The following is a 14424-nucleotide window of genomic DNA, read 5'->3' as shown; positions in this document are numbered from 1 at the left end:
TGTGAAATCTTTGTTATCGTGATTTTCTCAATAAAACATCTGCTGAAGTTTGCAACTGCATAGCATCTATTGTATGATTAAGCAAATCTTCTGTTTGTTTTATAGCTCTTTGTGACTCATGTATGAGTAATCCTGTCATTTCTATAGCCATTACAACTTTCAATCGGTGGACTAGTTGTCTTCAGGCAGTAAGAGCTGTTTCTAAAAGTACATATAAGCACATCGAGATTATTTTGGTCGATGATGCATCTTCTGACAGCCCTCCAACGGAGATTTTTAATGAGCTCTCGTTGCACTGTGCCAAGTTTATTCGTCACCCTGTAAATATGGGTCTGGCTTCGGCTAGGAATACAGCACTTGAGGCTTCGACTGGAGATTATTTCTCATTTTGTGATGATGATGATATATGGCCCTCTACTTTAGCCGAAGCTTTTGTCCGATCTCTTACTTATTCGGATGCTAATGTTGTAATTGCTTTACCTAAATTATATCAGAAATCTTGGTATCACCTCTTTCCAAGCCTTCCTACACTTAAGGAAATAATGTACGCCGGTGTTACTCCTCCTGTTAGCGGTCAAGCTTATAGATCTTGTGTCTTAAAAAAAATAGGTGGATACAATCCAATCATTAAGTCTGGAGTTGACCATGATTTGTGGATTTCACTGACTACCATTAATCCATTGGTTAGCGTCGCATGGGGAATTGTTCCCATAACAAATACTGATTCTAGTGTATCTCGCCTCACCACCTTGGAAACATCTAGAAGGCAGGGCATATCTCATTCACTAGAAGCATGGCAACCTCTTTTAACCCGGAATTTCTCAATTGATTTTTACATTCATTTTTGCATGTGTTATCAGCAATATCTTGATTTTCGATTTCTGCAGTTTTCCATTCAGAGGAGTGATTGGTTAAATGTATTTCTACGTTTCTATAAAGCACCGTACTTGGGTTTATTTTGCCTGATTAAAGTGTTCAAAAAATATTTTGGCTACCGAACCTGTAATCAGTTTAAATCTTTTCAGCCTTAGTGGTAAAAAGTATTTTCTTACTCTTTTCTCATCTTCTGATCTAGCCCCCTTTTTTCCTTTACCGTGAAGATTGTTACACTTGCTTCCTCATTTAATCGAAAAAAATATACTCTTGAATCTTTAGCTTCGCTCCACAGGCAAACTCTTTTATCGTCTGTTGAGCTAGTGCATGTACTTGTTGACGACAATAGCAGTGATGGTACTCTCGAAGCTGTGGAATCACGATTCCCTTCTGTTCATGTTCTTAAGGGAAATGGTGATTTGTATTGGTCAGGTTCAATGCGGCTTGGTTGGAATTATATTACTGACAATATATTTTCTATAGACTACCTGTATGTCTATAATGATGATATTAATCTTTTCTCGAATGCAATTTACGAGCTTCTTAAACTCAGCCAGTCTTTTCATGATCCCAACAGTCATATAGTTGTTGGTGCTTTTTGCGATGGTATAACTAATCAAGTGACCTATGGTGGTCTCCGTCGTTCCTCATGGCTGCACCCATTAAAGTTTTCTTTAGTAGAACCACATAAAACTCAGTCTCTTTCTCTAGATACATTAAATATGAATAGTGCACTTATTCCATTTCATATTCTAAATACAATTGAGTTTATTCCCGCTTACTTTATTCATGGTGGTGCCGATTATGACTTTGGTCTCCGAGCACGGAAGCGTGGTTTTTATATCAACTTATCCAACTCTTATGTCGGTACTTGTTCACGCAACTTTCATAAAGAAAACTGGCTCTTAGCTTCCTCTTCCTTACTAGATTCCTATCGAACTCTGTGTTCAGCTAAGCACCAGCCAATAAACTCTCGGTTTCATTATTACCGTAGCCATGGAGGTGCTGCATGGTTTATATTATTCCTTCTGCCTTACATTTCTTTGCCTTTCAAGTTTATACTCTATAGAATTAAAAAGCACGCTCTTTAAGCTCTCCTCCCTAATATATTTATGAATCCTAAGGACTTGCCTATCTTTCTCGCAATTATTTATTTTAATCGCTCTAAAATACTTTATCCTTGGTCTCTTGTGTCTGTTGTCGATGCCAATGGTCATCCCCGTCCCTGCAGGCGGCAAGCTATTCCTTTTTGGCTTTTCTCCCGTTATTTTCATTCATTTCTTATTCAAACTAACTTGACATAACTAGGATGTCGACCTTATGGTGCAAATAGGGCAATTCACACAATATTTTTCCCTTTTGCTTCATATTCAATTATTTGAATACACTTGAGAGCTCTCATCCTATTAATATACTTATTTCCATAGTCCTTTTTTTTAAAAATTAATTATCGACCTCTTCTATTCAGTTGTTTTTATTAGCTTTCCCCGTCCACAGTTTCTCATCCTTTCTCTTTAGTTCTGATACATAACTTTCAACGAGGTAATCAGTGTGGCTCACGTTTTGCACATCAGTTCTTCTTTTGTTTTTTCTAAGTTGTATCTCGAATTGGTTGATGCTCTTCACGCATTTGGTATAAAGCAGACTATTTTTACACCTTTGAGGAAAACAAATATAAATAAAATTGTAATTCCTGAGTATTTGACCGGTCAATTCTTTTCTCCTAATCTATTAAGATATTACCACTCTATCTTTTTTCGACAGAGAATTCGCGACACTTGCCAGTCTCTAATTGATAGTATAGATCTTTCCTCTATTACTATTATTCATGCGCATTTTCTGTATACAGATGGAGGTGTTGCTCTCGATCTTTACAAAAAATTCTCTATACCCTTTATTTGTACAATTCGAAATACCGATCTAAACGTCTATAAAAAGTACAGAAGAGACTTGGATCCATTTATGCATGAAATACTTGCATGCGCCAAGCATGTTGTATTTTTGACACCATCCTATAAGGAGAAATTTCTTTCTGATTTGCCACCTGCCCTTTCTAAGGTTATTGATGCTAAGTCAGTTGTAATTAGTAATGGAATTTCTCCTTCCTGGCTTAATACTGTCTCGCCTAGACTCTCTCAGATTACTGTTAAAAACCCTAGTATTCAGGCTTTATATGTTGGAGATTTTTCACCTAACAAAAACTTAGTAAGACTTATCCGAGCTATTCAACTCTTGCGTAATTATTCATTCCCTATTTCATTGACAATAGTTGGTGGCTGGAGCAAAAAGAATAATTTTGTTAACTCACTGTATCTTAAATTCTTGATGTCGAGATCATGGGTTAACTATTTAGGTCGGATAGATGATCATGACTATCTGAAGACCATATATCAAAACCATGATCTTTTTCTAATGCCATCCATTACCGAAACTTTTGGATTAGTGTATTTAGAGGCATTGTCACAGGGTCTTCCTGTCTTATGCTCTAAAGGACAGGGTATTGATGGTTTTTTTCCACCTAATTCTGTTGTAGAACTAGTTAATCCATCATCAATATCAGATATCGCTAGAGGAATTCGTTGCTTATTTTACAGGCTTGATTCTGTTAGCTTGATGCACAACGACTTTTTGCATCCCTTCCTTTGGAGCCATATTGCAAAGAAATATTTATCCCTCTATTCTAATTAGTTATTGCCTTTGCGTGTCTTTCGGTTTATGACTGGCTCCTTCAGCTTTAGACCTGTTATTCCCCCACCACCTTTCCGTCCTCCTTCTAGGTGAACTTATTTTATTTAGGTTGCTCAAATAATTTGTCTATTATATGTTTATTTTTTTCTTGCTTTTGCCTTTGGCCTTAGTCATTTGGCTTGTGTCTTTTTGTGTTGGTTATTTGGTATCATCCTATATTGCTTATTATAAATTTGAACGCAATGCAACTTTTCAATTCTCGACTCTATACGCCTCGCTCCGTTAACGTTTTCCGCTCGCTGTTCTGCGCATGAAATCCAAAAAAAACGTCTGGATTGTTAACCACTATGCACAAACACCCTCTGGTCCAGGTGGAACTCGACATTTTCAACTCTCTCAATTTCTCCCGGAATACGGATGGAAACCATTTATTTTAGCTGCGAGCACAGAACACCATACTGGTCATCAACGATTAGATAGTAATCAGACATTTCGACTTGATACCGTTGAGAGGGTACCTTTTCTTTGGTTGTTTGCACCCTCTTATAAAGGAAATGGTCTTGGTCGCATTTTGAACATGCTTATATTCTCAATACAGTTGCTTAAGCCAAGGCCTGTTCGCCTCTTGCCACCCCCTGACTTGATTATTGGATCAAGCGTTCATCCTTTTGCTGTTTGGTCGGCGTACTTATTGTCTAGGAAGTACCGAGTACCTTTCATATTTGAGGTTAGAGATCTTTGGCCTCAAACATTAATTGACTTTGGCAAGCTACGGAATCGTGGTATTGCTGCAATCCTTCTTCGTAAGCTTGAGGCTTTTCTTTATCATAAATCCAATGCCATTATCACACTTCTTCCCAACGCCTATCGTTATATTCAGCGATTTGGTATTAAGCGAGATCGGGTTTATTGGGTTCCTAACGGTGTTGATCTTTCTCGATGGGATTTGTCACAAAAACCCAGCTATCGAGATCGAGATGGATTGTGCTTGATGTATTTCGGTTCTTTTGGTTTGGCTAACAGTTTGGAGACTCTTTTGTATGCCATGCATGCACTTTCTGAGCGAGACAATCCACCACTAGTCCGTTTAAGGCTTATCGGAGATGGCCCAATGAAGTCTTCCCTTGAATCTTTGGCTGTTCGTCTGAAGCTTACAAATGTCATATTTGAAAAACCAGTTATGAAAAAAGATATTCCTTCCTTAGCAGCAGAAGCCGATTGTTTTGTCGTTGCTTTAATGGATTCTCCCTTATACAACTATGGCATCAGTCTGAATAAGTTGTATGACTATATGGCGGCAAGTAAGCCTGTGATAATTGCTAGCGGTGCTGTTAATAACCCTATTGCTGAGGCTGGTGCAGGTTTTAGCGTTGGTCCGGGTGATGTCTCTGCTTTAGCTGACGCTTTTGTCCGTATGGCGCAACTCGATCCTGTTGTGCGTAATAAGATGGGAAAAGCTGGAAGGACCTATGTGGAACAGCATCATGATTCACGTTTCTTGGCGTACAAACTTGCCAAAATCATGAATGGTTGCCTTTAACTCTAGATTTTTGCTTGTTTGTTAAATGTTTTACTTCCGCTTAAAATCTTTCCTTGACTTTTTCGTGGCCTTATTTTCTCTAATTGTTTTATCGCCATTGCTTATTGTTGTCGTATTTATAGTTCGTTGGCGCTTGGGTTCTCCTGTGTTTTTTACCCAGCAGCGGCCTGGCTATCGCGAGCGTCCCTTTCAGTTGCTCAAATTCCGTACTATGACCAATATTCGTGATTCCTCAGGCGCTCTTCTACCCGATGTCCAGAGACTTACGCCATTCGGTCGTTGGTTACGCGATACCTCTATCGATGAGCTACCCGAACTACTCAATATCCTTCGTGGTGAGATGAGCTTTATTGGCCCGCGGCCGCTTCTTATGCAGTATCTGGATTTTTATTCCCCCGACCAGTCCCGCCGCCATGACGTCAAGCCTGGTTTCAGTGGTCTGGCTCAAATTAATGGTCGCAATGCTCTCTCCTGGGATGAGAAGTTCATCCTCGATGTCTGGTACGTGGATCACCAGAGCTTCTGGCTGGATCTTCGCATTTTTCTCATCACTATTTGGAAGGTTATCCGTCGCGAAGGAGTCTCTGCCCCTGGAGAAGCCACCACGGTGCCCTTCACGGGCTCTTGTGTGGATTCCGAGCCGCGCTGATGGCAGGCTTACTTCTACTTGGCGCCGGTGGTCATGCCCTGGTCGTTGCTGAAACTGCCTTGGCCTCAGGTCTTTACAGCAGCATTGCCTTTCTTGATGACCGTTGGAGCACTCTTGCTCCATTACCCGATCAACTTGGCTGGCCAGTGATTGGCCCTTTGGCTGTTTCCCTTGATCCCCATATTCGCCAGCAATATCCAAATGCGCTTGTGGCCATCGGTAATGCTTCTTTGCGCTTGCAATGGCTGACGCGCCTCGCCTCGGTTGGCTTTCACCTTCCCGTTCTATCTCACCCCACTGCCTGGGTGTCGCCGTCGGCTCAGCTGAATGCTGGTTCAGTGGTTTGTGCACAGGCCGTCATCCAGTCCCAGACCGTGATTGGTAGAGGTGTCATTCTCAATAATTGTTGCTCGGTCGACCACGACGTACTAATTGGTGATGGTGTCCACATCTGCCCTGGTGCTCGCTTGGCGGGCGAAGTGCAGGTTGGTGACCGCAGCTGGATTGGTATCGGTTCATCGGTGATTCAACGAATCCGCATCGGTTCCGATGTCATTGTTGGAGCAGGAGCTGCTGTAGTGCGTGACCTGCCTGACGGCGTCACCGCCGTGGGGGTGCCGGCTAGGGAGTTGCCCACCTCCTAGTTACTCATTTTCATTTGTTCATCGCGTGCCTCTCGCCCTCTGGCCCCACTTCGACGCCGATCAGATCAACGTTGCCAGTCAATTGCTCGCCTCCGGCAAGGTCAATGCGTGGACTGGTTTGGAAACCAAAGCTTTTGAGCAGGAGTTCTCCGAGTGGGTCGGCACTGACCACGCGATCGCCTTGGCCAATGGCTCCTTGGCTCTTTCTGCTGCTTACTTAGCCATCGGTTTGGGGAAAGGGGATGAAGTCATCACCACGCCGCGGACTTTCATTGCCACAGCTTCTAGTGCCGTGTTGCTCGGTGCTAATCCGGTTTTCGCTGATGTTGATGCTGATTCTGGAGCCATTACTGCTGCAACTATTGCTCCACTCATCACATCACGCACTAAGGCCATCGCTGTTGTCCATCTGGGTGGGTGGCCCGCGGATATGCCGGCCATCTGTGACTTAGCCCGTTCTCACGGCATCGCTGTGATCGAAGACTGTGCTCAGGCTCATGGTGCTCGTATCTATGGCCAATCAGTTGGCAGTTTTGGCGATGTGGCTGCCTGGAGCTTCTGCCAGGACAAAATCATGACGACTGCCGGCGAGGGTGGCATGGTGAGCACCTCTCGTTCTGAACTCTGGGACGTGATGTGGTCTTTTAAAGATCACGGCAAAACATATGAAGCGGTTTTTGGGCGGGAGCACCTACCGGGATTTCGCTGGCTGCATCAACGTTTCGGCTCCAATTTTCGCCTTACTGAGCTACAGAGCGCCATCGGACGAATTCAGCTCAAGCGTCTTCCTGAGTGGAATGCCGTTCGCACTCGTAATGCTCTCTTGCTTGCAGGAGCACTTAGTGACATGCCGGCCGTACGTGTGCCCCTCCCACCAGCACACCTCACCCATGCTTGGTACAAGTTTTATGCCTTTGTGCAGCCTGAGGCTTTGGCAGATGGCTGGAGCCGTGATCGCATCCTCTTGGAGGTGTCTGCACTCGGCTACCCCGCGTTTTCCGGTAGCTGCAGCGAGATTTATTTAGAGAGATGTTTTCAAGATGCTGGTCTGTTTCCCACTGAACGACTCCCTGTGGCACGGAAGCTTGGTGAGACCAGCCTGATGTTCTTGGTGCACCCCACCATCACCCTTGAGCAGATGGCGGGATATGCCGAAGCTGTGCAGTCAGTGGTTCAAAGAGCCTGCCGATGAAGTTGTTTCCTGCTTCTTTTGTGGTGATTCAGCCGCTGATGAACCTTAGCCCTCTCCTTCGCAGAGTTCTGCTCATAGGGCTTGATGCTCTCCTTCTCCCCCTCGCGGTATGGCTGAGTTTCTGGTTACGCCTGGCAGATATGTTCCATCCCAGCTTTATCGCCGCTGGCAGGTGGTTGGTGCCGGGCATTCTCCTGATTGGCCTGACTCTTTATGCATTCACTGGGCAATACAAGGGTCTAACTCGCTACGTAGGTAGTACTGCTCTCTATCGCCTGGCAGGCCGCAACGGCCTTCTAGTGCTATTGCTGATCGCTCTTGGTTTGATGCTTCAGCTGTCGATGCCGCCCCGCAGCAGTTGGATTCTGTTGTGGTTGCTTCTAACCGCTTTCACTGGAGCTGTGCGCTTCGCCTTGCGGGATGTGTTGCTCAGTTTGCGTTCCACTCAGCACAAGCAGCAATTGCGTGTCGCCATCTATGGGGCTGGAGAAGCAGGTGCTCAATTGGCGGCTGCTCTGCGGTTAGCGGGTAACCACAGGATCGTCAGCTTCCTTGACGACAATCCCGCCTATTGGAGCCGATCGATCAACGGAGTTGGCATTCAATCGCCCCATAAATTGATGGAAATGGAGGACTCGATTGATCAGGTGCTCCTGGCCATTCCCTCACTGTCTCGAGGGGATCGCCGGCGCATTGTCGATCAGCTTCAGAGTCGTGGCATCCCCGTATTGCAAGTGCCTTCGGTGGATGACCTCACTTCAGGTCGCGCTCGCATCGATGCTTTGCGGCCAATCGCGATTGAAGATCTGCTCGGTCGTGACGAGGTGCCGGCCATTACAAAGCTCATAGGGCCGGGTATCAGCGGTTCTGTGGTCTGCGTCACCGGTGCTGGTGGCTCTATTGGTTCGGAGCTCTGCCGCCAGATTCTGGCGTTGTCGCCGGCGCGGCTGATCTTGTTGGAGTGCAGTGAACCCGCGCTCTATGCCATAGATCAGAACCTCCGTTCCCTATTGCGGCATGGAGTGGTGCTCCAGCCAGTGTTGGGTAGTGCCACCGACCGATCGTTGCTGCAGCGTTTGTTTGCTGATCAGGCGGTTGAGTTGGTGTTCCACGCCGCTGCTTACAAACACGTTCCCATTGTGGAGGCCAATCCGTTGGCGGGTCTGGCCAACAACGTGGGCTCCACCGATCAGGTATGCCGTGCCGCAGTTGCCAGCGGCGTAGGTCAGGTGGTTCTTATCTCCACCGACAAAGCTGTGCGTCCCACCAATGTGATGGGAGCTTCCAAGCGTCTGGCTGAATTGGTGGTGCAGGCATATGCCGCTGAGGGCAGCAACACTCGTTTCTCCATGGTGCGTTTTGGCAATGTGCTCGGTTCCTCAGGTTCGGTGGTGCCCTTGTTTCGCCGCCAGATCGCTGCAGGTGGGCCGATCACTCTCACTCACCCGGAGATCATTCGTTATTTCATGACCATCCCCGAGGCGGCCACTTTGGTCCTGCAATCTTCTGTGCTCGCCCAGGGTGGAGATGTATTCCTGCTCGATATGGGTGAACCCGTGCGAATCAAAGCACTAGCTGAGCAGATGGTGCGCCTAAGTGGTTTGTCACTGCGTGATGCTGCCAATCCCGATGGGGATATCGAGATCATCTGCACCGGCTTGCGCCCTGGCGAGAAGCTCTATGAAGAGCTGCTGATTGAGGCTGAATCCCAGCCCACAGCCCATCCCTTGATTTATCGGGCTCAGGAACGGTCGATAGCACCCTATGAGCTCTGGCCGCAATTGGAAGTCTTGGCAACAGCGATTGAGGCGCACGACGTTGACGCTGCGCTGGCTCTCTTGGCGGATTTGGTTCCGGAGTGGCAAAGGCTTAAAGGCTCTTGAGCATTGGGTGATCTGATTGGCCGCTTGGCTTATCGCAGTTGGTGATCCCTGCTTAACGTCAGCCCATCCGCCGAAGTTGTTGATGCCTTCCGGTCCGATGCGCAACCTGGTCACAGGCGGAGCTGGTTTTCTCGGTTCCCATCTTGTGGATCGATTGATGCAGGCCGGTGAGGAGGTGCTCTGCCTCGACAACACCTTCACCGGCCGCAAGGCCAACGTGCGTCAGTGGTGGGATCACCCCCGCTTTGAGTTCATCCGCCACGACGTCACCGAACCGATCAAGCTCGAAGTCGACCGCATCTGGCACCTCGCCTGTCCCGCCTCCCCGATTCACTACCAGACCAATCCGGTCAAAACCGCCAAAACCAGCTTCCTCGGCACCTACAACATGCTCGGCTTGGCCCGCCGGGTGAAGGCCCGCTTGTTGCTGGCTTCCACCAGTGAGGTGTATGGCGACCCTGACGTTCACCCCCAGCTCGAGAGCTACCGCGGCTGTGTGAATCCGATCGGCATCCGCGCTTGTTACGACGAGGGCAAGCGCATCGCTGAAACCCTCTGCTTCGACTACCAGCGCATGCATGGCAGCGAGATCCGCATCGCTCGCATCTTCAACACCTACGGTCCGCGCATGCTCGCCGACGACGGCCGTGTGGTGAGCAATTTCATCGTGCAGGCCCTGCGCGGTGAGCCGATCACCCTCTATGGCGACGGCAGCCAGAGCCGTTCCTTTTGTTATGTCGACGATCTGGTCGAGGGCTTGATCCGCTTGATGAATGGCACCTCCACCGGGCCCATCAACCTGGGAAATCCCCATGAGTTCACCATTCGCCAGCTTGCTGAACAGGTGCGCGCCCGCATCAATCCGGAGCTGCCACTCATAGAAAAGCCCCTTCCCGCTGATGACCCCCGACAACGTCAGCCCGACATTGTCTTGGCGCAACGAGCACTCGGCTGGCAGCCTCAGGTGAGCCTTGAGCAGGGACTCGAACCCACCATCGCCTGGTTTCAGGAGTTGCTGGGCTAAGGCTGCGCGGTTGAACGGCAGACTGGCCCCACTGAAGCGGGAAGGGTGTGAGTCAGCTGCAGAGCCTGCGCGGCATGGTGGATTTGCGGCCGGAACAAACCCGGCGCTGGCAGGCGGTGGAGGCGGTGGCCCGCGAGCATTTCCGCCGCGCTGGCATCGAGGAGATCCGCACGCCCCTGCTGGAGGTCACCGAACTGTTTGCCCGGGGCATCGGCGAAGGCACCGACGTGGTGGGCAAGGAGATGTATTCCTTCCTTGATCGTGGCGAGCGCGCCTGCACGTTGCGGCCAGAAGGCACCGCATCGGTGGTTCGTGCGGCGGTGCAGCACGGTTTGCTGAGCCAGGGAGCCCAGAAGCTCTGGTATGGCGGGCCGATGTTCCGCTACGAGCGCCCCCAGGCGGGGCGCCAGCGCCAGTTTCACCAGATCGGGGTGGAGTGCCTGGGGGTGAGCAGTGCCCGCAGTGATGTGGAGGTGATCGCCTTGGCCTGGGATCTGTTGGCAGCCCTGGGGGTCCAGGGGCTTGAGCTGGAGATCAACAGCCTCGGCACCCCAAACGACCGCCAGCGTTATCGCGCCCAACTGGTGGCTTGGCTTGAGGAGCGGGTGGATCAGCTCGATTCCGATTCTCAGGAGCGGCTCACCACCAACCCCCTGCGCATCCTCGACAGCAAGAACCCAACCACCCAGGCGCTGTTGGCCGATGCCCCCACCCTGCTGGAGGCATTATCGGAGGAGAGTGCCGCTCGCTTCGCTGAGGTTCAGGCTTTGCTGCGTCAGCTGGCGATTCCTTTCCAGGTGAACACCCGTTTGGTGCGTGGCCTCGATTACTACGGTCACACCGCCTTTGAAATCACCAGCGACCAGCTCGGAGCCCAGGCCACCGTGTGTGGCGGTGGCCGTTACGACGGCCTCGTGGAGCAGCTGGGTGGCTCGCCAACGCCGGCGATCGGCTGGGCTCTGGGCATGGAACGTCTGCTGCTTGTGCTGGAGGCGGCCGCCAAAGCCGATCCCGATGGTGTAGCGGCCCGGCTCACTGCTCAGCTGCCCCCCACTGTTTATCTGGTGAATCGCGGTGAGGCCGCTGAGGCCGCAGCTTTGGGCTTGGCCCGCAGCCTCAGGCAGGCCGGTGTTGCCGTGGAGCTTGATGGCTCAGGAGCTGCCTTCGGCAAACAGTTCAAACGCGCCGACCGCTGCGGTGCCCCTTGGGCCCTGGTGATCGGCGATCAAGAGGCGGAGCAGGGCTGCGTGCGCCTCAAGTCGCTACGCGCGGAAGCCGACGAGCAGACCTTGGCGCTTGATGCAATCCCTGCCTTGCTGGAGGCCTTGGGGTAATCCCTTTAGAAACTGCCGATAGCCTGGCAGGACCGCTCTGGGCATGCTCGATCTGCCGATGACACTGTCTTCTGTGCGCAGTATCTGCTGTATCGGCGCCGGCTATGTGGGCGGGCCGACCATGGCCGTGATTGCCGACCGCTGCCCTGACCTCCACGTCACGGTGGTGGACCTAAATGAGCAGCGCATCGCCGCTTGGAACGACAGCGATCTCAGCAAGCTGCCGGTGTATGAGCCCGGCTTGGATGCTGTGGTGGAGCGGGCCCGTGGCCGCAACCTCAGCTTCTCCACGGCGGTGGATGAGGCGATCGCCGCCGCCGACATGGTGTTCATCTCCGTGAACACGCCCACCAAAACCAAGGGCTTAGGGGCTGGCCAGGCCAGTGACTTGCGCTGGGTGGAGGCCTGTGCCCGCCAGGTGGCCAAGGTGGCGACGGCCCACACGATCGTGGTGGAAAAGAGCACCTTGCCGGTGCGCACCGCTCAGGCCATCAAGGAGATCCTGGCGTCAGCCCAGGGGGAAGGCAGCGACGGACGCACCTTTTCGGTGCTTTCCAATCCGGAGTTTCTGGCGGAAGGCACTGCCATCAGCGATCTGGAAGGCCCTGACCGGGTGCTGATTGGTGGGGAGGATGCGGCGGCCATTGATGCCCTGGCTGCGGTGTACGCCCATTGGGTGCCCCAGGAGAAGATCCTGCGCACCAACCTCTGGAGCAGTGAGCTCTCCAAGCTCACGGCCAATGCCTTTTTGGCCCAGCGCATCAGCTCGATCAATTCCATTGCCGCCTTCTGCGAGGCGACTGGCGCTGATGTGCGCGAGGTGGCGCGGGCCATCGGCACCGACAGCCGCATCGGCCCCAAATTTCTGCAGGCCGGCCCTGGTTTTGGCGGTAGCTGCTTCCAGAAAGACATCCTCAATCTGGTGTATCTCTGCCGCCATTTCGGCTTGCCAGAAGTGGCCGATTACTGGGAGAGCGTGGTGACGCTCAACACCTGGCAGCAGCACCGCATCTCGCGCCTCGTGGTGCAGAAATTGTTCGGCACCGTGACCGGCAAGCGCTTGGCTGTGCTCGGTTTTGCCTTCAAGGCCGACACCAACGACACCCGCGAAGCGCCGGCGATCCGCATCTGCCGCGATCTGTTGGAGGAGGGAGCTCAGCTCGCGATCCACGACCCCAAGGTGGAGACCGATCAGATCGCCCGTGATCTGCACCTGGAGGCCAGCGCGGTTCCCGATCCCAACGCCGGCCCTTCCAGGGCGGCTCTCAGCGGCGAGGGCACCTGGTGGAAAACAGACGACGTGGCCTCCACCGTGTCGGGAGCTGACGCGGTGCTGATCCTCACCGAGTGGAAGCAGTATCGCCAGCTCGATTGGCAGGCCCTGGCTCCCTTGCTGCGTCAGCCCGCCTGGATCTTTGATGCCCGTTCCGTGGTGGATCCTGCAGCCGTCGCCACCGCCGGGCTGCAGTTGTGGCGCGTCGGGGATGGTGGCGACCCGATCACGCGCTGATTCGCATCACGTCTGTTTGCTTCCCACCGTTCGCTGATCTGCCATGACTGCCATTCATTCCCGACCGGTTCTGGTGACCGGTGCTGCCGGTTTCATTGGGGCTGCTCTCTGCCAGCGGCTGTTGCAGCGCGGTGATCGCGTGATCGGCATCGACAACCTCAACAGCTATTACGACCCCGCCCTCAAGCAGGCGCGCCTCGCGGCGATCGCGGCCATGGCCCCTGCCGGTGCCTGGCGTTTTGAGCAGATTGGCCTGGAAGAGGTTGAGGCGTTGCTTGGGCTGTTCGCGACCGAACGGCCCCGGGTGGTCGTGAATCTCGCCGCCCAGGCAGGCGTTCGCTACTCGCTTGAGAACCCTGCGGCCTACATCCAGAGCAACCTGGTGGGCTTCGGTCACATCCTTGAGGGGTGCCGCCACAACGGCGTGGAACACCTGGTGTATGCCTCCAGTAGCTCGGTGTATGGCGGCAACCGCAACCTGCCCTTCGATGAGCGCCAACCGGTGAATCACCCGGTGAGCCTCTATGCCGCCAGCAAGAAGGCCAACGAATTGATGGCCCACACCTACAGCCATCTCTATGGGCTGCCGGCCACGGGTCTGCGCTTTTTCACCGTGTATGGCCCCTGGGGCCGGCCCGACATGGCACCGATGTTGTTCGCCAAAGCGATCCTGGCGGGGAACCCGATCCGGGTGTTCAACCAAGGCCAGATGCAGCGCGACTTCACCTATATCGACGACATCGTGGAGGGGGTGCTGCGCTGCTGCGACAAATCCGCCACCGCGAACCCCGAGTTCGACCCCCTGGCTCCTGATCCCGCCACGGCCGCGGCACCGCACCGGGTGTTCAACATTGGCAACAGCCAGCCCACGCCTCTGCTGCGCTTCATCGAGGTGATGGAGGAGGCTCTGGGTTGCGAAGCCATTATGGATTTCCAGCCCATGCAGCCGGGCGATGTGGTGGCCACTGCAGCCAATACCGCAGCTCTGGAGGCGTGGGTGGGCTTCAAGCCCTCAACGCCGATCGAAAGCGGCGTCCAGCGTTTTGCTGATTGGTATCGCTCCTTTTACGGCGTCTGATCGCCTGTC

At 52.0% G+C, this 14424-nt stretch carries 12 protein-coding genes; all 12 read left to right on the top strand.

Translation table 11 applies throughout. The features are described from left to right. Window positions 1–122 precede the first annotated feature (122 nt). Window positions 123–1031, top strand: coding sequence for a glycosyltransferase family 2 protein (locus tag DXY03_RS05985; protein ID WP_115009609.1), 909 nt, complete (start codon window positions 123–125; stop codon window positions 1029–1031). Window positions 1032–1094: 63 nt separating this feature from the next. Further along, window positions 1095–1964 (top strand): glycosyltransferase family 2 protein, encoded by an 870-nt coding sequence (locus tag DXY03_RS05980; RefSeq protein ID WP_115009608.1) that lies wholly within the window; start codon window positions 1095–1097, stop codon window positions 1962–1964. A gap of 472 nt (window positions 1965–2436) precedes the next feature. After that, entirely contained in the window at window positions 2437–3561 is a 1125-nt protein-coding gene (locus DXY03_RS05975; protein WP_206749727.1) for a glycosyltransferase family 4 protein, read from the top strand. A gap of 310 nt (window positions 3562–3871) precedes the next feature. Continuing rightward, window positions 3872–5101: a glycosyltransferase family 4 protein gene (locus DXY03_RS05970; protein WP_115009606.1), complete on the top strand. Its 1230-nt coding sequence runs from the start codon at window positions 3872–3874 to the stop codon at window positions 5099–5101. Window positions 5102–5126: 25 nt separating this feature from the next. Continuing rightward, window positions 5127–5750, top strand: coding sequence for a sugar transferase (locus tag DXY03_RS05965; RefSeq protein WP_115009605.1), 624 nt, complete (start codon window positions 5127–5129; stop codon window positions 5748–5750). Next, the gene (locus DXY03_RS05960) at window positions 5750–6394 is read left to right on the top strand and encodes an acetyltransferase (protein ID WP_115009604.1); all 645 of its coding nucleotides are present in this window, start codon (window positions 5750–5752) and stop codon (window positions 6392–6394) included. Before DXY03_RS05965 ends, DXY03_RS05960 begins: the two co-directional genes overlap by 1 nt. 25 nt (window positions 6395–6419) lie before the next feature. Next, window positions 6420–7586, top strand: a complete 1167-nt coding sequence (locus DXY03_RS05955; protein WP_115009603.1) for a DegT/DnrJ/EryC1/StrS aminotransferase family protein — start codon at window positions 6420–6422, stop codon at window positions 7584–7586. Beyond that, window positions 7583–9469 (top strand): nucleoside-diphosphate sugar epimerase/dehydratase, encoded by a 1887-nt coding sequence (locus tag DXY03_RS05950; RefSeq protein ID WP_115009602.1) that lies wholly within the window; start codon window positions 7583–7585, stop codon window positions 9467–9469. Before DXY03_RS05955 ends, DXY03_RS05950 begins: the two co-directional genes overlap by 4 nt. A gap of 82 nt (window positions 9470–9551) precedes the next feature. Next, the gene (locus DXY03_RS05945) at window positions 9552–10493 is read left to right on the top strand and encodes a UDP-glucuronic acid decarboxylase family protein (RefSeq protein ID WP_115009601.1); all 942 of its coding nucleotides are present in this window, start codon (window positions 9552–9554) and stop codon (window positions 10491–10493) included. Between the two features lie 47 nt (window positions 10494–10540). Next, window positions 10541–11827, top strand: a complete 1287-nt coding sequence (hisS, locus tag DXY03_RS05940) for a histidine--tRNA ligase (RefSeq protein ID WP_115009600.1) — start codon at window positions 10541–10543, stop codon at window positions 11825–11827. Window positions 11828–11885: 58 nt separating this feature from the next. Then, a complete protein-coding gene (locus tag DXY03_RS05935) occupies window positions 11886–13337 on the top strand; it encodes a nucleotide sugar dehydrogenase (protein WP_115009963.1) in 1452 nt (483 codons plus the stop codon). A gap of 43 nt (window positions 13338–13380) precedes the next feature. Beyond that, the gene (locus DXY03_RS05930; protein ID WP_115009599.1) at window positions 13381–14415 is read left to right on the top strand and encodes an NAD-dependent epimerase/dehydratase family protein; all 1035 of its coding nucleotides are present in this window, start codon (window positions 13381–13383) and stop codon (window positions 14413–14415) included. Window positions 14416–14424 lie beyond the last annotated feature (9 nt).

This window comes from Synechococcus sp. N5, from assembly GCF_900473925.1.
Taxonomy (GTDB): Bacteria; Cyanobacteriota; Cyanobacteriia; order PCC-6307; family Cyanobiaceae; genus Parasynechococcus.
Note: the sequence above shows the minus strand (reverse complement) of the source record. Positions and strands in the feature narration are given on the sequence as shown.

Excerpts from the sequence above, each read along its gene's own strand:
- DXY03_RS05950 (WP_115009602.1), top strand. The coding sequence starts at position 7,583 with ATGAAGTTGTTTCCTGCTTCTTTTGTGGTGATTCAGCCGCTGATGAAC.
- DXY03_RS05985 (WP_115009609.1), top strand. The coding sequence starts at position 123 with ATGAGTAATCCTGTCATTTCTATAGCCATTACAACTTTCAATCGGTGG.
- DXY03_RS05970 (WP_115009606.1), top strand. The coding sequence starts at position 3,872 with ATGAAATCCAAAAAAAACGTCTGGATTGTTAACCACTATGCACAAACA.
- DXY03_RS05945 (WP_115009601.1), top strand. The coding sequence starts at position 9,552 with ATGCCTTCCGGTCCGATGCGCAACCTGGTCACAGGCGGAGCTGGTTTT.
- DXY03_RS05960 (WP_115009604.1), top strand. The coding sequence starts at position 5,750 with ATGGCAGGCTTACTTCTACTTGGCGCCGGTGGTCATGCCCTGGTCGTT.
- DXY03_RS05935 (WP_115009963.1), top strand. The coding sequence starts at position 11,886 with ATGACACTGTCTTCTGTGCGCAGTATCTGCTGTATCGGCGCCGGCTAT.
- DXY03_RS05965 (WP_115009605.1), top strand. The coding sequence starts at position 5,127 with ATGTTTTACTTCCGCTTAAAATCTTTCCTTGACTTTTTCGTGGCCTTA.
- DXY03_RS05930 (WP_115009599.1), top strand. The coding sequence starts at position 13,381 with ATGACTGCCATTCATTCCCGACCGGTTCTGGTGACCGGTGCTGCCGGT.